The following is a 17,410-nucleotide window of genomic DNA, read 5'->3' as shown; positions in this document are numbered from 1 at the left end:
CCGACGGTGCAGGCGAACCCGCGGGGATGAGCGTCCTCGGGGTGGGGATCGACATCGTGTCGATCCCGGAGTTCGGCGAGCAACTCCGGCAGCCGGGTACGACGTTCGCCGACCGGTTCACGGTCGGCGAGCGTCGGGACTCGGCCGCCGGGACCGGTGACGACGCCCGGCATCTGGCCGCCCGCTGGGCGGCCAAGGAGGCCGTCGTGAAGGCGTGGTCGGTGAGCCGCTTCTCGCGTTCGCCGCTGCTGCCGCTCATCCGGCACAGCGACATCGAGGTCGTGACCGACACCTGGGGCCGCCCGGCCATCCGGCTGTCCGGCGAGATCGGTGAACACTTGCGCGACACGAACGTTCACGTGTCGCTGACCCACGACGGCGACACCGCCGCCGCCGTGGCGATCCTCGAGGGCAGGTAGCCCCGCCCACGCTCAGACCGTCGTCGACTCCTCCAGGAGCAGGTAGCCCGCGAGCATCCGCTTCAGTTCGGCGACGGTCTCGTCGTGGTCGTGGCCGTCCTGTACGGAGAAGCTCAGCAGCGAGTAGGCCGTGTGGACGAGAACCTGGGACATCATCTCGCGTCGCTCGCGTTGAGACGGCGTGAGCGGCGCGATGATCCGTGCGACCTGTTCGGCGAGGACGCGTTCGTTCAGTGACGCGGTCGCACGGGTCGCCGGGGTGGATTGAACGGCGAGCCACACCGCTCGCCGCGACGGGTCGGTGCGCCACAGCGCCGCGAGGTGGTCGAGGAACTTCTCAAGCAGACTCGGCCACTCGAGGGACGGCACCTCGGACGAGAACGCGGTGAGCTCTTCGCGGACGTCGACGGTGTCCTGGCGGTCCAACTCGCACACGATGACGTACTTGTTCGCGAAGTACTGGTAGAGCGTCCCGATGGGGACCTCGGCTCGGGTCGCGATCTCCTCACACGTCAGCGACTCGAACCCGACGTCGATCAAGAGCTCCCGGGCCGATTCGAGCATCGCCTGGAACTTGCGCTTGCTGCGCTCCTGCGTGGGCCGCTTGCGCGGCACCAGCGGTTCGGCGGACTCGGGCATCGGGTGGCTCAGACAGACAGGTCGCGGCGCAGTTTGGCGACGTGCCCGGTGGCGCGGACGTTGTACTGGGCCAGTTCGATCGTGCCGTCGGCATCGACCAGGAACGTCGACCGGATGACGCCGGTGACGGTCTTCCCGTACATCTTCTTCTCGCCGAACGCGCCCCACTCGGTGAGCACCTTCTTCTCCGGGTCGCTGAGCAACGGGAACGTGAGCCCCTCGGCCTCGACGAACTTCGCGAGCTTGGCCGGCTTGTCGGGGGAGATGCCGAGCACGGCGATACCCGCCTCGTTCAGCTCGCCCAGATTGTCGCGGAAGTCGCAGGCCTGCTTGGTGCAACCCGGGGTGGATGCCGCGGGATAGAAGTAGACGACGACTTTGCGTCCAGCGTAGTCCGACAGCGAGACCGGGTCGCCGTCGGCGTCGGGCAGCGTGAACGGCGGGGCCTTGTCGCCCACGGACAGTCGGGTGGTGGTCTCTGCCATGAGAGCCAGGCTAATGCATGGCCACATGCCCGGATGCCGGGATGTCGTAGCATCGAGACGCTGCCATCTGGCGGTTCATCCCCGGCCCCGAGAGGTCGTTCGGCCGGTCGGGGAAGCGGAGAGACAAACGAGAAGCGCCGGAAGGATGCAACGTGGCCGGAGATACCGAACGTATCGAGCAGGACATCGCCAAGGCCCGTGAGGACCTCGCCAGCACGCTCGACGCGCTGGCCGAACGCACCAGCCCGCAGCGGCTCGCCGACGACGCCAAGTCCAAGGCCCTCGCGACCCTGCAGACACCCGCGGTCAAGTACGCGATCGCCGGCGTCGGTGCGCTGGTGCTGCTCATCGTCGTGCGCAAGGTCGCGTCGAAGTGATCTGCTGACTCCGCCGGGGGCGGGGCGAGTTCGCCCCCTGCGGGCCCGTCGTGCGGCAGAAACCGCGCCGACCAGGCGATTTCACTTCTGCCGCGAGGGTCCTGTAAGGTTCCTTCTCGCAACGCCAAGCGCCATTAGCTCAATTGGCAGAGCAGCTGACTCTTAATCAGCGGGTTCGGGGTTCGAGTCCCTGATGGCGCACAGAGTCCACAAGACGCCTCGCATCGAGCGGGGCGTCTTGTGGCATCTCAGCGGGTTTCGGTCGCCGGCGGCGGTCGATGAACAACAGGTGAACGTTCGGCGTTTCGGGTGCGCAACACGCCACTCGAACGGATGACCGGCGAAGTGTTCGGTCCGATTTCTCGTACACTGGTCCGCGACATCGGGTTCGGAATGTCCGGTTCGGCGGTTCGGGGTCGAGATGTCAGGTTTTCACAGGTTGCGGGGCAGCGTGACCGACCGGTTCGGGGTCGGGACGCCGACAGGCGGGAGTGAGATGGGGATCGGTCGTACTCGGCGGATGCCGCTGATCATCAGCGGTGTGATGTTGGCAATCGTCGCGCTGGTGACGTCGTGCACGCAGGAAGCGTCGTACTCCGACAACGTCAGCAGTTCCAGTCTTTTCGACGACCTGCTCAAGCCCGGTCTCGAGATCACCGAGTGGGCCGAACGTCCCCTGAACGACAACGCGGTCGGCGTGCAGCCCGGCGCACCCATCAAGGTGAAGACCAGTGAGGGCACGATCAGCCGGGTGCTGATCAAGAAGTCCGACGGCACTCCCGTCAAGGGCACCCTCGCCGACAACGACACCGTCTGGGTCAGCGACGAGGCCCTCGGCTACAACCGCACCTACACACTGGAGACCGACGCCGTCGGCATCGGTGGCGCGGTCACCAAGAAGGTCACCTTCACGACCAGCAGCCCCAACAACCTGACGCAGGCGTACCTGACACCGAGTCCCGGCGAGACCGTCGGCATCGGGCAGCCGGTCGCAGTGAAGTTCGACGAGCCGATCGCGGATCGTCGTGCGGCGCAGCGCGCCATCCGGATCACCACCGACCCGCCGGTCGAGGGTGCCTTCTACTGGATCAGCCCGAGCGAGGTCCGGTGGCGGCCGGCGGAGTACTGGAAGCCGGGCACCAAGGTGCGCGTCGCGGTCAACACCTACGGCATCGACCTCGGTGACGGGCTGTTCGGCCAGGAGAACGTGCGCACCAACTTCACCGTGGGACGCTCGATGGTCATCACGGCCGACGACAACACCAAGCAGGTCGTCTTCGAACGCGACGGCAAGGTCATCCGGACCATGCCGACGTCGATGGGCAAGGCCGGCGACGAAACCGACAACGGCATCTACCTGGTCTCGGACAAGCACGACCACATCATCATGGACTCCTCGACCTACGGTGTGCCGGTCAACTCGTCGAACGGCTACCGCACGCCGGTCGACTACGCGACGCGGATGTCCTACAGCGGTATCTTCTTCCACTCCGCACCGTGGTCGGTGTGGGCGCAGGGCAACACCAACACGAGTCACGGCTGCCTGAACCTGAGCCCGGAGAACGCGCTGTGGGTCATGGAGAACACCCTCCGCGGCGACCCGGTCGTCGTGAAGAACACGACGGGCGGAACCCTGTCGGGCACCGACGGACTCGGTGACTGGAACATCCCGTGGTCCGTCTGGCGTAAGGGCAACGCCGACAACACCTGACGCTCAGCGTGCGGTGGCGACGCGGAACGTCCGGCTCGTGCCGGTGACGGGTCTCGTCGACCCGCTCGCGTCGCGTCGGTCCCCGAAGTAGCGGATGCGGTACACCCCGGACGCATTCGCGGGTGATCGCCAGGTGATGGTGATGCGCGACGTGTCCGGACTGCCGGCTGGTCGCGCCCACCGGAACTCCGTGGACCAGTCATTGTCGTCGGCGACCGTCGTCCACTCGCCCCCGGTACGCCGGTGCACCTCGAGGTAGGTCCGGCCGTGCCGGAAATCGTTGTTGGGGTGGGCTCCGACGAACTGCACGGTCACCGTCGAACCGGGGTCATAGGTGGCGTCGGGCTGGCGCAGGACGTCGCCGAAGCGACGTCCTTCGATGGGACGGTCGGCGGGCACCGGTGGCACCAGATCGGGCTGTAGGCCCGACTTGTCGACCGGCGCCGGACCGCGGCCGAGCCCGCGCCCCGACCCCATGGCCGCTGCGAGCGCGGCGAATTCCTGGAGATAGGCGGACAGGGTGTACCGGCCGTACTGGGTCTCACCGCCCTCATAGTGCTGCAGGTCGTATTCCTCGGGCGTCGTGACGTACTGGGTGTAGGCGTTCGCGAACCCCTGCACGAGAACGTTGTCGAGGTCGGTGCGCAGTTCGTCGGCGACGACCTGTCGAAGCCGCAGACCGGCGACGACGGTCACCTCGGCCGGCACGCCGACGAGCACGATCTCGCCGATCCGCATCAGCTGCAGCGGCACCACCGACGGAATCCAGCCCGACGGCGGGAGCAGACCGAGCGGGAACGCGATCAACTTGGGCGCCTGCATGTCTCGCATCCAGGGGGCGATCGGCGGGACGCGGTCACCACCGAGGGCGGTGACAAGGGGGTTGGTCATGCCCTCGACGAGAAAGGGGAGCGGCTGCTCGTAGTTGTCCTCGCTGCTGGTCGCCACCGCGCCCGCACCCATCATCGCGGGAGTGGTCGAGGCCGGACGCCCGTCGGGTGTGTAGGTACCCGAGATCGAGACCGACGACATGTCGACGTACCGCACGATCGAGTCGACGCCGCCCTGCGTCATCGGGCGGGCGGCCTCGAAAGCGCGCCGGCCCGCGATGTACTGACGCTCACCGATGAGTTCGCAGTTCCGGCGGTTGTCCGAGGTCGGTCCGCTCGGATCGAACTGCGCCAGCGCGAGGTTCGGTGTCATGTCACCGGAGTTCGTCTGCGGGAACGCGGCGACGAATCCTGGTTGCGCACGTTCCCACAGGTGGCTCGCGTACCCCTTGTTGTCGCCGGCGATCAGGACGTTGCGGTCGGTGAGGGACGTGCCATGGGTCGGGAACCACGTGATCGCGCCGATGTCCCGGCCCCCGGAACGGTCGTGCTGACGCAGTCGGAGGACCGTGACCTGCGGGTCGATCGCGTTGGGGAAGTGGCGCCTGTCCGACGACGGGTTCGCGTCGAAGGCGACCCGGGATCGGTTGCGGCTGGCGTCGTGCAGTTCCTCGCGGCCGATCGTCAGGGTTCCGGGCGCGAGGTTCTCGTGTGCGCGGACGATGGCCGCGAACATGCCGTCGACCTCGGCGTCATAGGAGTTCTTCTTGAACCCGAACGCGGCGAGGGAGTACGCGTAGTCCCACGATGTGCCACCACACGACGCGTGCGTGTGCTGCGCGTTCAGGTTCACGTTCGATTCGGTGTAGAGCGACCCGAACCGCTTGCGCAACTTGGTCATCAGCCCCATGTGATGTGACTGGAACAGACAGGCGAGGTCGGCGGTGAGGAAGACGATGCGCTTGCCGGTGGCGCGGTCGACCACGATGTAGGCCCGCGCCCAGCAGCGCTGGAGAAGTCCGGCCGCGATCTGCTCGGGATTGGAGTACCCCATCATGCCCTGCCCGGCGACCGCGCCGGTGACGTCCGCGATCCCGCAGCCGACGAGAAGGTTCGTCGATTCGGCAGGCGATGCGGTGGTCCGGCCCGCGGCGAGGGTGCTGCCGAGCGCCGCACCGGCGGCGGTCGTGCCGGCACCGGCCAGCCACTGTCTGCGTGTGAGGTCCACGTGGCGTCCTTCCGGGCGTTGGACGACACCGCCAGACGTCCGGTGTCATCGCGGCACGCACCCCGACGGTGCGGCCGTGTGATCGTGCCTCGTCCGAGGCGTCGACCTCAGTCCTTGTCGCTGTGGTCCCGGTCGCCGGGGATTCCGACGATGAAGCCGATCCCGATGATGATGCACGAGATCAGCGCGACAGCAGGCATGACCCAGTAGGAAGGCATGGGGTGGACGTTACTGCGCCGCATGCTCATGCGCCGGGCTTCGGGGACTTTTGAGGTCGAAGGTCCCCGGTCGGGTGCGACCACCGAAACGACGTCCCAGATGTAGCTCTTCGTTGCGCCAGAAGCAACGGCGCACTACATCTGCGTGCCCGACCGGAGTCCGGCCAGTGCATCGGCCAGGTAGTCGTCCTCGGCCACGTTGCCGGGCAGGTCGAGTGCTCGGCGGTAGGCGTCAGCCGCGCCGACGTCGTCGCCCAGTTCCGAGAGCGTGAGCGCCCGCGCGATGTGGAACGGCCGGAAGCGGTCGAGCTGTGGATCCGACCGCAACTCATCGAGCATCGCGATGCCGCGCGCCGGGCCGTAGGCGCGACCCACGGCGACAGCGCGGCCGACGCGCACCACGGGACCGGGATCATGTGCCTCGAGCAGTCGGTACAGGACCGCGATCTGAGCCCAGTCGGTCTCCGTCGCGGTCGGTGCCTCGGCGTGCACCGCGGCGATTGCCGCCTGGATCGTGTACGGACCCGCATCTGGTTGTGCGGCCGCATTTTCGGCGAGAGCGATGCCCTCGTCGGTGAGACCTCGGTCCCAGCGACGGCGATCCTGGTCGCCCAGCGGGACAGGCCTTCCGTTCCCGTCGAGTCGCGCCGGACGGCGGGCCTGGGTGAGGAGCAGCAAGGCGAGCAGCCCGGACGTCTCGGCGCGAGGGAGCAGAGACCGCAGGGTTCGTGCGAGGGTGAGGGCCTCGCCGGTGAGATCGTCACGGATGTGCGCGTCGCCGCTCGAGCGGGCGAATCCCTCGGAGAACATCAGGTAGACCACGCGCAGAACCCCGCCGAGCCGGGCGGGGAGGTCGTCGTCGCGCGGTGGGGTGAACGGAACCCCCAGCGCGCCGATTCGCTTCTTGGCGCGCACGATTCGCTGCTGAGCCGTCGAAACTTCGATCAGCAGGGCGTGCGCGACCTCCGCGGTGGTCAGGCCGGCAACGAACCGGAGGGTGAGCGCGATCCGGTCCTCGGTGCGAAGCACGGGGTGGGTGCAGGCGAAGAACATGCCGAGTCGCTCGTCGGGGAGCTGCGGCGGCGGCGCATCGGCCGGATCCGCGAAACCCGCAGGCGCCGGGGCGCGTTCGGTCTCGGCGTGCAACCGGGCGAGCTTGCCGGCGAGAACGGATTCACGTCGCACCACATCGAGTGCCTTGCGTTTGGCCGTCGTCGTCAGCCAGGCCTCCGGCGAGTCCGGGACGCCGCTCCGGGGCCAGGTGGTCAGCGCCTGGGCGATCGCGTCCTGAACCGCGTCTTCCGCGAGGTCGAGGTCGCCGAATTTCCGAGTCAGAGTGGCGAGTACACGCGCGCGGACATCTCGGTCGATGCCGGACACCGCCCGGCGGGTCACGGACCCCATGGGCCTCATGGACTCCGTGGCCGCCGGACGATGCGGAGGACTCGTCATCGCTCAGTAGGGTGCGAGCGGTCGGATCTCGACGTGGCCGCCGGGCGCCGAACCGGGGCTGCGTCGGGCCCACTCGATCGCCTCGTCCACGTTCGCGACGTCGATGACGTAGACCCCGCCGACAAACTCCCGCACCTCCGCGAACGGTCCGCTCGACGCCACGACACGTTCGCCGCTGTCGTCGGTGTGCACCACCGCGCGCTCGTCCTCCAGGGCGAAGGAGCTGACCACGACACCGGCCTTGGTGATCTCCTCGTCGAAGGCGAAGAACTCCTCGGGACTGGCGCCCCCGTCCTCACCACACGCCGGATCGTTGACGTGTCCCATGAGCAGCAATGCGTACTTCATCGTTCCTCCAGTTCTCGGCCGGCTGCACGTCTGTGCGGATGTGGCCATCGTGTCGAACCGGATCGGTCCGACACCATGGTGACGTACGGGGAATACAGGTATCGACAGCGCTGCGAAAAAAGATTCGGACACGAGAAAGCCCCGCCTGCGGATCGCAGGCGGGGCTTCGTCGGGGTGGATGACGGGACTCGAACCCGCGACAGCCAGGATCACAACCTGGTGCTCTACCAACTGAACTACATCCACCATCGGCGTCGGAAACCTGGGCGTCAGCGCCGGGTCTCAGAGCCATCAACACTCTAGCGGGTCGGTGCCGCAGAACTCCAATCGGTTAACCGACCAGCGTGTTCACGCGGGGCCGAGGTCTTTCACGATGTCGGCAAGAGCGTCGGTGTCGGGTCCGGGAGGCGGCACGAACGCCGCTGCGCGGTAGTAGCGCAGCTCGCGGATCGACTCGCGGATGTCGGCCAGTGCCCGGTGTGCGAGGCCCTTCTCCGGCTGACCGAAGTAGACCTTCGGATACCAGCGACGGCACAGCTCTTTGATGGAGCTCACGTCGACCATTCGGTAGTGCAGGTAGGCGTCGAGTTCGGGCATGTCCCGGGTGATGAATCCGCGGTCGGTGGCGATCGAGTTGCCGGCCAGGGGTACTGCCCCGGGGGTGGTGACGTGCGTGCGGATGTAGTCCAGGACCATCTTCTCTGCCTCGGCGAGGGTGACCGTGGACGCCCGCACCTCCTCGGTGAGACCGGACGCCGCGTGCATCTTGGTCACCACGTCCGGCATCGAGGCGAGGGCGGCATCGTCGGCGTGGATCACGACGTCGACGCCGTCGCCGAGGATGTTGAGGTCGCCGTCGGTCACCAGGGCCGCGATCTCGATGAGTTTGTCAGACTCGAGGCGGAGTCCGGTCATCTCGCAGTCGATCCACACCAGTTTGTCCTGCACCCGACAACCTTAGCCAACCCAGCGCGCAGAACCGCGGGAGATCGCCCCCGAGGGCTATCGTGTGCTCGTGACCGAAGCCTCCAGTCCCGCCCAGGGCGGTTCAGCCCAGGGCATCGCCGCCGGATACGCGTTCACCACCACCGCACTCGAGCTGGGTGCCGTCTCGGTGTCGGGGCAGGTGGATTCCGAGGCGAAGGTCCGTATCCCACTGTCGATGATGAATCGACACGGTCTCGTCGCAGGTGCGACCGGGACCGGAAAGACCAAGACGCTGCAACTGATCGCCGAGCAGCTGTCGAGCAACGGCGTCCCCGTCGTGATGGCCGACATCAAGGGTGACCTGTCGGGACTCAGCCGTGCGGGCGCGGGAAACGACAAGATCGCCGACCGTTCCGGACAGACCGGTGACGACTGGCAACCGGCCGCGCACCCGGTCGAGTTCGTCTCGCTGGGGTCGGAGGGGATCGGGGTGCCGGTCCGCGCCACGATCACCTCCTTCGGACCGATCCTGCTCAGTAAGGTGTTGGGACTCAACGCCACTCAGGAATCGACACTCGGCCTCATCTTCCACTGGGCGGACAAGAAGGGTCTGCCGCTCCTGGATCTCAAGGACCTGCGGTCGGTCATCGCCTTCCTCACCGGCGACGAGGGCAAGGCCGAACTGAAGGGGATCGGCGGGGTGTCACGTCAGACGGCGGGCGTGATCCTGCGTGCGCTGTCGAATCTCGAGGCCGACGGCGGTGACACGTTCTTCGGTGAGCCCGAGATCGAGCCCGCCGACCTCATCCGGATGGCGCCCGACGGACGCGGCATCATCACGCTGTTCGAGCTCGGTACCCAGGCGGCCCGCCCCGCTCTGTTCTCGACGTTCCTCATGTGGATCCTGGCCGACTTGTTCGAATTCCTGCCCGAGGCCGGCGACCTCGACAAACCCAAGCTGGTCTTCATCTTCGACGAGTCGCACCTGCTGTTCGACGACGCGTCGAAAGCCTTCGTGGACCAGGTCGTCCAGACCGTCAAACTCATCCGGTCGAAGGGCGTCGGCGTCTTCTTCTGCTCTCAGCTGCCGACCGACATTCCCAAGGAGGTGCTCTCGCAGCTCGGTGCGCGAGTCCAACACGCGCTGCGGGCCTTCACCCCCGACGACCAGAAGGCGCTGCGCACGACCGTCAAAACGTATCCGGTGTCGGAGGTCTACGACCTCGAACAGGCGCTGACCTCCCTCGGTACCGGCGAGGCGATCGTGACGGTGCTGTCCGAGCGCGGCGCGCCGACACCGGTCGCGTGGACGGTGATCCGTGCGCCGCGGTCGTCGATGGAGGCGATCGGGGCCGACGCGATCACGGCCGCCGCGAAAGCCGGACCACTGTATGCGAAGTACGGCACCTCGGTCGATCGGGAGTCTGCCTACGAGATGCTCGCCGCCAACACCCTGGCGCCGGGCGAGCCCGCCGATGCGCCGGCTCCGGCTCCGTCGCCTGCGCCGGCTCCGACACCGGGTCCCGCATCGGAGGAGCCGGGGCTGCTGACCGAGGTGCTGACCAGCAAGCCGATGCAGAGTTTCCTGCGCTCGGCGGCCAGTGCGGCCGGACGTGAGTTCAGCCGCGCGATTTTCGGTACCGGACGTCGCCGGCGGCGCTGAACGTTGCCGCGAGGGCTACTCGGCGCCGAACTTGCGGTAGAAGCCGCCGACGATGGGCGCCACCACGGAGCGCGGTGTGTAACCGCCCGCCACCGACATCGCCTTCGACAGGGTGCCGGGAACGACCCGCATCTTGTTGTGCGCCAATGCATCCAGACTCATCTCGGCGACCTTGGCCGAGGAGTGCCACAGGAAATCCGGGACGACCTTGTCGACGATGGACGCCTCGTCGGGGGTGGGGGTGTGCGTGCGCACCGGTCCGGGCGCGAGCAGGGTGACGTGCACGCCCTGCGCGGACACCTCGCCGCGCAGGGACTCGCTGAAGCTGTTCACGAACGCCTTCGACGCCGCGTAGGTCGCGTTGTTGGGGATCGGCATGTTGCCGGCCGCCGACCCGACCATCAGGATGCCGCCGGAGCCGCGCTTCACCATCTGGGGCAGTACCGCCAGGGTGAGGTCGTGAACGGCGTTGACATTCAACCGGGCCTGCGCGCGTTCGTAGTCGGCGTCGAGCTCGGCGACCGGACCGAATGTTGCGATGCCCGCGTTGTTGCAGAGGATCGAGATGTCGCGCCCGGCGAACTCGGCGGCGAGCACCTCGACCTTCGTGGGGTCGGACAGGTCGACAGCACGCACCTCGACCGAGACCTCATGGGCCGTCCGCAGTTCGCCCGCGAGCTCTTCGAGCAGTTCACCGCGACGGGCGACGAGGATCACCGAGTGGCCCCGAGCGGCCAACGCACGGGCGAGTTCTCGTCCGATCCCGGACGAGGCGCCGGTGACGACGGCGCGGGCGGTGGCGGAGGGCGGCGGTACCGGCATGTCGCAATGGTAGCCGCCGCCTCTCACGCCGAGGCCGACCGTCAGTCGATACCCGCGGCCACCTCGGTGCCCTGGCGGATCGCGCGCTTGGCGTCGAGCTCACCCGCGTAATCGGCCCCGCCGATGACGTGTGTGGTGACACCGGCCAGCGTCAGCGGGTCGACGAGATCCCGGACCGATTCCTGGCCCGCGCAGATGACCACGTTGTCGACCTCGAGAACGCGGGTGTCGGTGACGTTGCCCTCGTCGTCGCGGAAGCTCAGATGCAGTCCCTGATCGTCGATCTTGTCGTAGGTTGCGCCGGTGATCTGCTCGACGCCCTTCATCTTCATCGTCGCGCGATGCACCCAGCCGGTGGTCTTGCCGAGCGACTTGCCCTGCTTGCCGGCCTTGCGCTGGACCAGGTAGACCTGGCGCACCGGGGGGAGGGGCCGCGGCTTGGTGACGAATCCGGGCTTCTCCGGGTCGTCGGTGACACCCCACTCCTGTTCCCATTCTTTGAGATTCAGGGTCGGCGACTCATCGGTCGTGAGGAACTCGCTGACGTCGAAACCGATACCGCCGGCGCCGATCACAGCCACCCGCTTGCCGATCTCCCGATGCCCGAGCACGGCCTCGGCGTACGACATCGCCATCGGATGATCGACGCCGGGGAAGCTCGGGATGCGCGGCACGACGCCGGTCGCGACGATCACGTCGTCGTACCTCTCGGCGATGATCGCCTCGGCGTCGGCGCGGGTGTTGAGCCGGACCTCGATACCGAGCACCTCGATCTGGCGGGTGAAGTAGCGGATCGTCTCCTTGAACTCCTCCTTGCCCGGAATGCGTGCGGCGATGGAGAACTGGCCGCCGATCGAGTCGCCACCCTCGAACAGGGTGACCTTGTGGCCGCGTTGCGCACCGGCCACGGCTGCCGACAGGCCGGCCGGCCCCGCGCCGATCACGGCCACGCGCTTGGCCTTTCGCGTCGGACCCAGGATCAGGGTGGTCTCGCGGCCCGCGATCGGGTTCACCAGGCACGACACGTGTTTGCCGACGAAGGCGTGGTCGAGGCAGGCCTGGTTGCAGCCGATGCAGGTGTTGATCTCGTCGGACCGGCCCTCGCGGGCCTTGTTCGCCAGGTGGGGGTCGGCGAGGAACGGGCGCGCCATCTGGATGGCGTCGACGCGGCCGTTGGCGAGGATCTCCTCGCCGAGCTCCGGGGTGTTGATGCGGTTGGCCGCGATGAGGGGGATCGAGACCTCGTCACGGAGGCGTTCGGTGAACTTCACGAACGCGCCGCGCGGCACCGAGGTGACGATCGTCGGGACCTGCGCCTCGTGCCAGCCGATGTCGGTGTTGATCGCGTCGACGCCGTACTGCTCGGCCTTGCGGGCCATCAGCGCGACCTCGTCCCAGGTCTGGCCCTTGCGGATCAGGTCGGCGATCGACTGGCGCAGGATCACCGGGTAGTCGCGCGGGACCTGACGGCGGATCTCCTTGATGACCTCGACGAGGAAGCGCTGGCGGTTCTCGGTGTTGCCGCCCCATTTGTCGGTGCGGTCGTTGGTGTGGGGGCAGAGGAACTGGTTGATGAGATAGCCCTCGCCGCCCATGATCTCGATGGCGTCATACCCCGCCTTGCGTGCGAGCTTGGCGGACTGGCCGAACGACCGGATGACGTGGCGGATGATCGGCTCGGTCATCTTCAGGTGCTTGAACGGGTGGATCGGCGACGGATCGGTGCCCGGTGCGACTTTGAACGGTGTGTAGCCGTATCGGCCGGCGTGGATCAGCTGCATCGCGATCTTGCCGCCCTCGTCGTGCACGGCCTTGGTCACGCGCTTGTGGCGGGTCATGTCGACGACGTTGGTCATCTTACCGCCGGCGAATGCGAGCAGACCTGTCCGGCTGGTGCCGAATCCGCCGGTGATGATGAGTCCCGCACCACCTTTGGCCCGTTCGGCGAAGTACGCGGCCAACTTGTCGGTGTCCCAGAACCGATCTTCGAGACCGGTGTGCATCGACCCCATGACCAATCGGTTCTCGATGGTCATGCCGCCGATCTGCAGGGGCGTGAACAGGTGCGGATAGTGCTGATTCGGTTGTGCCGTCGGGGCTGACATGGCGCGACCTTTCATCTCGGTGGGACCTGGGTGGGCGGTGTTCGTGGTCTGGGGGACTGGCGGATTCAGCTCTCGGCCAGTTCGCGTTCGAGGCCGTGGATGACCTCGTCGCACCATTCGATGTATCCCTCCTCCTGGCGAATGCCGCCGCGGAGGACGAGGTATTGGTGCAGCTTGCGGCCGATCAGCGCGTCGGGATCGGGGTAGTAGTCGGCCTGGAAGCCGGTGTAGAGCTTGAGCTGTGCGAGATGTTCGTCGCGGTGTGCCTTGAGTTCGCCGATGATGGCGGCGAGGTCACCGAACTCTGCGGCCCGTAGCTTCACGCCGATGTCGCTGCGAAGCGGTTGCAGCGGAGTCGGACTCATGGCCCACTCGGCGAGGGCGTCGCGACCGGCATCGGAGATCGTGTAGACCTTCTTGTCCGGGCGACCATCCTGGCTGATCGATTCGACGCTGACGAGGTCGTCGTCGAGGAGCTTCTTGAGTGTCCGGTAGATCTGCTGGTGCGTGGCCGACCAGAAGTAGCCGATGCTGCGGTCGAACTGTTGACCGATCTCGTAGCCCGTTCCGGGTCGCTCGGCCAGCGACACCAGAATCGCATGTTCGAGCGCCATGAGAGCAAGCTAACACTGCAACAACGCACTATGCAACAAGGTGTATATGAGTCTAGTTGCATATCGAGCGGGCGTGCCGAGGTGACCGCGGACCCGAAGTGAGGCGTCGGTGAGGGCTGTGCCGCACACTGTTCGGCATGAGTGAACCGGAGACGAGGTCTCTGAAACTGCTGTCGTGGAGGCTGACCGACAACGCGGTGGTCGCGCCCGAGGAACGATTGACCTGGCCTCGCACGGTCAGCATCGGTCTGCAACATGTGGTCGCCATGTTCGGGGCGACGTTCCTGGTGCCGGTGCTGACCGGGTTCCCGCCGTCGACGACGCTGTTCTTCTCCGGAATCGGCACGATCCTGTTCCTGTTGATCACCCGCAACCGACTGCCCAGTTACCTCGGTTCGAGCTTCGCCATCATCGCGCCGGTGACGGCCGCCGTCGCGTCCGACGGCGCGTCGTCTGCGCTGGGCGGACTCGTGGCGGTCGGCGCGATGCTCGTCGTCATCGGACTCATCAGCCACTTCGCCGGTGTCCGATGGATCGAGACCCTCATGCCACCGGTGGTGACCGGCGCGATCGTCGCGCTGATCGGCCTCAATCTCGCACCGGCGGCGAAGAACAACTTCGTCGAGGATCCTGTTCTCGCGACGATCGTGCTGGTGTTGCTGGTGGCTTCGGCAGTGCTGTTCCGCGGTCTGCTGGGACGACTCGCGATCTTCCTGAGCGTCGTGGTCGGTTATGTCCTCGCGTTGATCCTGGACCGGATCGACAGCGGCAAGGACTACATCGACACCTCCGGCATCGGCGACGCCGCGTGGATCGGGCTGCCCGACTTCCAGACGCCCACCTTCGAGCTGGGTGTGCTGCCGCTGTTCCTCCCGGTCGTGCTGGTCCTCGTCGTCGAGAACATCGGCCACGTGAAGTCGGTGGCGATGATGACCGGTGAGGACTACGACGCCACCATGGGTCGTGCGCTGGCCGCGGACGGAGTGGCCACCATGCTCGCGGGCAGCGGCGGTGGTTCGGCCACGACGACCTATGCCGAGAACATCGGCGTGATGTCGGCGACCAAGGTGTACTCGACCGCGGCCTACTGGGTGGCGGGCGGCGCCGCGATCCTGTTGGGGCTCTCGCCCAAGGTCGGTGCCGTGATCGCCGCGATCCCGCCGGGTGTGCTCGGCGGTGTCACGACGGCGCTCTACGGTCTGGTCGGCGTCATCGGCGTACAGATCTGGGTGCGGAACAAGGTCGATTTCTCCAAGCCCATCAACCAGTTCACCGCGGCGATCCCGCTCATCATCGGCATCGCCGACTACACCTGGCAGGTCGGCGACCTCGTCTTCGCCGGCATCTCGCTGGGATCGGTCGCGGCACTGGTCATCTACCACTCCATGCGGCTCATCGGCGGATGGCGGGGGACGGTCGACGTCGACCGGGAGGAGCACTCACCACGGCAGCCGTAGCGGGATGTCGGGAAACGGGCCAGGTAGGTCGATGTCCCCATCGGCACGATCGTTGAAGAGATAGAGCCACCACAGGGGAGCGGGTGCGCCGACCGGCGGTGGGAGTTCGGCGACATCAGGTTTGCGTGGCACGTAGAGATCGGGCTCGGCGCCGGTGATGACCTTCACCATGTTCTGGAAGGCCGTCGACTCCGGATCGTTCCAGTAGGCGCCGTGGGTGACGAGCCCCCCGTCGACTGTGCGTCGGTTTTCGTTCACTGTGCGTCCGTCTGCATCGACTGTGCGTTCATGCACCTCGACTGTGCCGGTGTCGAGCCTGATCACGCCGGGTGCGGTGTCGGGGTCGTGCCCGTGGGGGTTGCTGGGGAGTGACTGCACATAGTGGATGGGGTCGCCGGGGAAGGTCAGCGAGTAGCGATCGACGCCCTGGGGATGCGGGGTGTCGTAGATTCCGGTGCCCGCCGACGACGCATAGATGACGCGGTCGGGGGCCAGACCGAGCTGTTCGGCCGAGCCCACGATCGATCCGCCGTAGCTGTGGCCGATGTAGGTGGTGGTCGCCGCGGGCGCGTGACGCGCGATCTCGACGTCCAACTCCGAGCCGAACAGTTCCAGGCGGTGCGCCATGGCGGCGGCGAAACTCGGGCTCGCCGCCGCGCGTAGGTCCGGGGGCAGGTCGCCGTCGAGGTAGAGAAAGACGGGCCCGCCCGTGCGGGTCGCGAGTTCGGTTGCCGCCGTGCGGTTGCGGCCGACTGCGGTGTCGAGGTTCGTCCCGGTGCCCGGAACGTAGATCGCGGTGTTCGTGGTGCCGGGCCGTAGTGCTCCGATCATCTCGACCAGGCGGCCCCGGGGTGTGTTGACGAAGGTGAGGAAGGTCCGCTCGACGAGCCCGTCGTCACCGCGGGGTGTTCCGGCCGTGGTCGGCTCGGGTGTCGGCTCGAGAAGCCCACGGAGAGTCCGGGCCCGGAGTCCCTCTGCACGGCCGGCCTGGATCTCGTCCACGAGAGCGTTCCGGATGTTGATTTCGTTGGCCTGCGCCCGGATGGCGAACGGGACACCGGGCAGGTTTCCGACGACGTGCGGGTTCGATTGCATCAGACGACGCACCTCGTCCGGGTCCATCTGTTCGACGATGTCCCGCACCTGGGTCGGCGGGAGCGCTTCCAACATGCGGACGACAGCATCGGCATCCATGGCTGTTCCGCCCGGTAGTCGGACATCGGGCTGACCGGTGATCATCGACGCGAGGTCGGCGGTCAGATTTTCGAGTCGTTCGCCGTACCGCTCGTCGAGTGAGTCGAGGGTGTCGAGCGCATCGGAGACAGAGTCCGCGAGAAGGGCGGCCTGGCCGGCGCGGTCGGTGTCGGGATGGGTGACCGTGCCGTCGTCGAAGACGGTGAAGCCCAGCCCCTCGGCGCCGCGGACCACGCCCAGCGCGAAGTCGCGGGCGTGACAGAGGTCGGCACCGGCGTCGGTCGCCTCGTCGGCGACCATGTGCAGCACATTGCGTATCTCGCCCGCATGATCGTGTTCCGCCCAGATGGCCCGGTTCACGGCATCATGAGTGACACCCGACCACGACGACGCGGAGTCGACGGCGCGGACCGCGGTGTCCACGCCGGTGTCGAGGGACCCGGCGACCGCGACCGCGGCGGATCCGGCGTCGGTGAACGACTGTGGACTCCATGCGCGCAGCTGCGAGACGGTGGGCCGCATCAGCGGTCCGCCAGGTCGCCGAAGAGCCCGCCCGATCGCGCGTCGGTGGCGGCCACCGTCGAGTCGAAGGTCCGCAGCATCCCGCTCATCGAGGTGAGTCGTTCGCCGATCGAGTCGACCGCCAGGCGCGCGGGGCGGGCGGCCGCAGCGAGGGCTCGAGCCACCCGGCTCGACGGCGCGAACGCCGCACCGATGGCCTCGACATCCGCGGCGTGGATCGCGATCCCGGAGGCCCGCCAGGTGCGCGCGATCTCCTGGACCTCGGCGGGATCGATGCCGAATTGTGAAGTCGTCGAACGGCTTCCAAATCGTCGCCCGCGGGACGGCGGCGGAAACCCGGACAGGGGGGCGGGGAGCATCATGATCCTCCAGGGAGTCGCGACCCACCGAAGTGGTGGT

The 17,410-nt window shown here is 67.3% G+C and carries 16 protein-coding genes and 2 tRNA genes; 6 read left to right on the top strand and 12 right to left on the bottom strand.

The window, feature by feature from the left end:
• Nucleotides 1–26 precede the first annotated feature (26 nt).
• Complete coding sequence (gene acpS, locus ABIC25_RS02620) at nucleotides 27–419, top strand: holo-ACP synthase AcpS (protein WP_033203568.1); 393 nt, start codon at nucleotides 27–29, stop codon at nucleotides 417–419.
• A gap of 12 nt (nucleotides 420–431) precedes the next feature.
• On the opposite strand, the gene ABIC25_RS02615 is transcribed toward acpS, so the two are convergent.
• Complete coding sequence (locus tag ABIC25_RS02615) at nucleotides 432–1,058, bottom strand: TetR/AcrR family transcriptional regulator (protein ID WP_033203516.1); 627 nt, start codon at nucleotides 1,056–1,058, stop codon at nucleotides 432–434.
• Between the two features lie 8 nt (nucleotides 1,059–1,066).
• Nucleotides 1,067–1,543, bottom strand: coding sequence for a thioredoxin-dependent thiol peroxidase (gene bcp, locus ABIC25_RS02610; RefSeq protein ID WP_004019561.1), 477 nt, complete (start codon nucleotides 1,541–1,543; stop codon nucleotides 1,067–1,069).
• Nucleotides 1,544–1,695: 152 nt separating this feature from the next.
• Between bcp and ABIC25_RS02605 the strand changes: the two genes are divergently transcribed.
• From ABIC25_RS02605 to ABIC25_RS02595, 3 genes are all read left to right on the top strand, one after another.
• A complete protein-coding gene (locus tag ABIC25_RS02605; RefSeq protein ID WP_004019562.1) occupies nucleotides 1,696–1,920 on the top strand; it encodes a DUF3618 domain-containing protein in 225 nt (74 codons plus the stop codon).
• A 128-nt stretch (nucleotides 1,921–2,048) separates the two neighbouring features.
• Nucleotides 2,049–2,121 (top strand) — tRNA-Lys (locus ABIC25_RS02600).
• 319 nt (nucleotides 2,122–2,440) lie between these two features.
• Entirely contained in the window at nucleotides 2,441–3,631 is a 1,191-nt protein-coding gene (locus ABIC25_RS02595; protein ID WP_004019563.1) for a L,D-transpeptidase, read from the top strand.
• 3 nt (nucleotides 3,632–3,634) lie between these two features.
• Here the strand turns inward: ABIC25_RS02595 and ABIC25_RS02590 are convergent, their stop codons facing one another.
• The 5 genes from ABIC25_RS02590 to orn form a co-directional block, all read right to left on the bottom strand.
• On the bottom strand, nucleotides 3,635–5,689 hold the full coding sequence (locus ABIC25_RS02590) for a neutral/alkaline ceramidase (RefSeq protein WP_354559788.1): 2,055 nt from the start codon (nucleotides 5,687–5,689) through the stop codon (nucleotides 3,635–3,637).
• Nucleotides 5,690–6,042: 353 nt separating this feature from the next.
• On the bottom strand, nucleotides 6,043–7,311 hold the full coding sequence (locus ABIC25_RS02585) for an RNA polymerase sigma factor (RefSeq protein WP_354559786.1): 1,269 nt from the start codon (nucleotides 7,309–7,311) through the stop codon (nucleotides 6,043–6,045).
• 51 nt (nucleotides 7,312–7,362) lie between these two features.
• Nucleotides 7,363–7,707 (bottom strand): YciI family protein, encoded by a 345-nt coding sequence (locus ABIC25_RS02580; protein WP_004019567.1) that lies wholly within the window; start codon nucleotides 7,705–7,707, stop codon nucleotides 7,363–7,365.
• Nucleotides 7,708–7,880: 173 nt separating this feature from the next.
• Nucleotides 7,881–7,953 (bottom strand) — tRNA-His (locus tag ABIC25_RS02575).
• Between the two features lie 102 nt (nucleotides 7,954–8,055).
• Entirely contained in the window at nucleotides 8,056–8,655 is a 600-nt protein-coding gene (orn, locus tag ABIC25_RS02570; protein WP_354559785.1) for an oligoribonuclease, read from the bottom strand.
• Nucleotides 8,656–8,716: 61 nt separating this feature from the next.
• On the opposite strand from orn, the gene ABIC25_RS02565 reads away from it, so the two are divergent.
• Nucleotides 8,717–10,297 carry a helicase HerA-like domain-containing protein gene (locus ABIC25_RS02565; RefSeq protein WP_354559783.1) on the top strand — a complete coding sequence of 527 codons (1,581 nt, stop codon included), beginning with the start codon at nucleotides 8,717–8,719 and terminating at the stop codon, nucleotides 10,295–10,297.
• 15 nt (nucleotides 10,298–10,312) lie between these two features.
• On the opposite strand, the gene cmrA is transcribed toward ABIC25_RS02565, so the two are convergent.
• The 3 genes from cmrA to ABIC25_RS02550 form a co-directional block, all read right to left on the bottom strand.
• The gene (cmrA, locus tag ABIC25_RS02560; RefSeq protein ID WP_354559781.1) at nucleotides 10,313–11,119 is read right to left on the bottom strand and encodes a mycolate reductase; all 807 of its coding nucleotides are present in this window, start codon (nucleotides 11,117–11,119) and stop codon (nucleotides 10,313–10,315) included.
• A gap of 41 nt (nucleotides 11,120–11,160) precedes the next feature.
• Nucleotides 11,161–13,224, bottom strand: coding sequence for an NADPH-dependent 2,4-dienoyl-CoA reductase (locus ABIC25_RS02555; RefSeq protein WP_239402711.1), 2,064 nt, complete (start codon nucleotides 13,222–13,224; stop codon nucleotides 11,161–11,163).
• Between the two features lie 65 nt (nucleotides 13,225–13,289).
• Nucleotides 13,290–13,838, bottom strand: coding sequence for a PadR family transcriptional regulator (locus ABIC25_RS02550; RefSeq protein ID WP_354559780.1), 549 nt, complete (start codon nucleotides 13,836–13,838; stop codon nucleotides 13,290–13,292).
• 137 nt (nucleotides 13,839–13,975) lie between these two features.
• On the opposite strand from ABIC25_RS02550, the gene ABIC25_RS02545 reads away from it, so the two are divergent.
• Complete coding sequence (locus tag ABIC25_RS02545) at nucleotides 13,976–15,295, top strand: uracil-xanthine permease family protein (RefSeq protein ID WP_239402713.1); 1,320 nt, start codon at nucleotides 13,976–13,978, stop codon at nucleotides 15,293–15,295.
• Here the strand turns inward: ABIC25_RS02545 and ABIC25_RS02540 are convergent.
• Both ABIC25_RS02540 and ABIC25_RS02535 read right to left on the bottom strand, forming a co-directional pair.
• Nucleotides 15,278–17,011, bottom strand: a complete 1,734-nt coding sequence (locus ABIC25_RS02540) for a magnesium and cobalt transport protein CorA (protein ID WP_354559778.1) — start codon at nucleotides 17,009–17,011, stop codon at nucleotides 15,278–15,280. The two genes, ABIC25_RS02545 and ABIC25_RS02540, sit on opposite strands and share 18 nt — an antisense overlap.
• The gene (locus ABIC25_RS02535) at nucleotides 17,011–17,370 is read right to left on the bottom strand and encodes a hypothetical protein (RefSeq protein ID WP_354559776.1); all 360 of its coding nucleotides are present in this window, start codon (nucleotides 17,368–17,370) and stop codon (nucleotides 17,011–17,013) included. The genes ABIC25_RS02540 and ABIC25_RS02535 overlap by 1 nt, the downstream gene beginning before the upstream one ends.
• Nucleotides 17,371–17,410: the final 40 nt, after the last annotated feature.

Source organism: Gordonia sp. PvP123, assembly GCF_040547295.1.
Lineage (GTDB): Bacteria > Actinomycetota > Actinomycetes > Mycobacteriales > Mycobacteriaceae > Gordonia > Gordonia terrae.
The sequence above is the reverse complement of the archived record's forward strand: the minus strand, read 5'-3'. Positions and strand labels throughout refer to the sequence as shown.

Excerpts from the sequence above, each read along its gene's own strand:
- acpS (WP_033203568.1), top strand. The coding sequence starts at position 27 with ATGAGCGTCCTCGGGGTGGGGATCGACATCGTGTCGATCCCGGAGTTC.
- ABIC25_RS02615 (WP_033203516.1), bottom strand. The coding sequence starts at position 1,058 with ATGCCCGAGTCCGCCGAACCGCTGGTGCCGCGCAAGCGGCCCACGCAG.
- bcp (WP_004019561.1), bottom strand. The coding sequence starts at position 1,543 with ATGGCAGAGACCACCACCCGACTGTCCGTGGGCGACAAGGCCCCGCCG.
- ABIC25_RS02595 (WP_004019563.1), top strand. The coding sequence starts at position 2,441 with ATGCCGCTGATCATCAGCGGTGTGATGTTGGCAATCGTCGCGCTGGTG.
- ABIC25_RS02585 (WP_354559786.1), bottom strand. The coding sequence starts at position 7,311 with ATGGGGTCCGTGACCCGCCGGGCGGTGTCCGGCATCGACCGAGATGTC.
- ABIC25_RS02580 (WP_004019567.1), bottom strand. The coding sequence starts at position 7,707 with ATGAAGTACGCATTGCTGCTCATGGGACACGTCAACGATCCGGCGTGT.
- cmrA (WP_354559781.1), bottom strand. The coding sequence starts at position 11,119 with ATGCCGGTACCGCCGCCCTCCGCCACCGCCCGCGCCGTCGTCACCGGC.
- ABIC25_RS02555 (WP_239402711.1), bottom strand. The coding sequence starts at position 13,224 with ATGTCAGCCCCGACGGCACAACCGAATCAGCACTATCCGCACCTGTTC.
- ABIC25_RS02550 (WP_354559780.1), bottom strand. The coding sequence starts at position 13,838 with ATGGCGCTCGAACATGCGATTCTGGTGTCGCTGGCCGAGCGACCCGGA.
- ABIC25_RS02545 (WP_239402713.1), top strand. The coding sequence starts at position 13,976 with ATGAGTGAACCGGAGACGAGGTCTCTGAAACTGCTGTCGTGGAGGCTG.
- ABIC25_RS02540 (WP_354559778.1), bottom strand. The coding sequence starts at position 17,011 with ATGCGGCCCACCGTCTCGCAGCTGCGCGCATGGAGTCCACAGTCGTTC.
- ABIC25_RS02535 (WP_354559776.1), bottom strand. The coding sequence starts at position 17,370 with ATGCTCCCCGCCCCCCTGTCCGGGTTTCCGCCGCCGTCCCGCGGGCGA.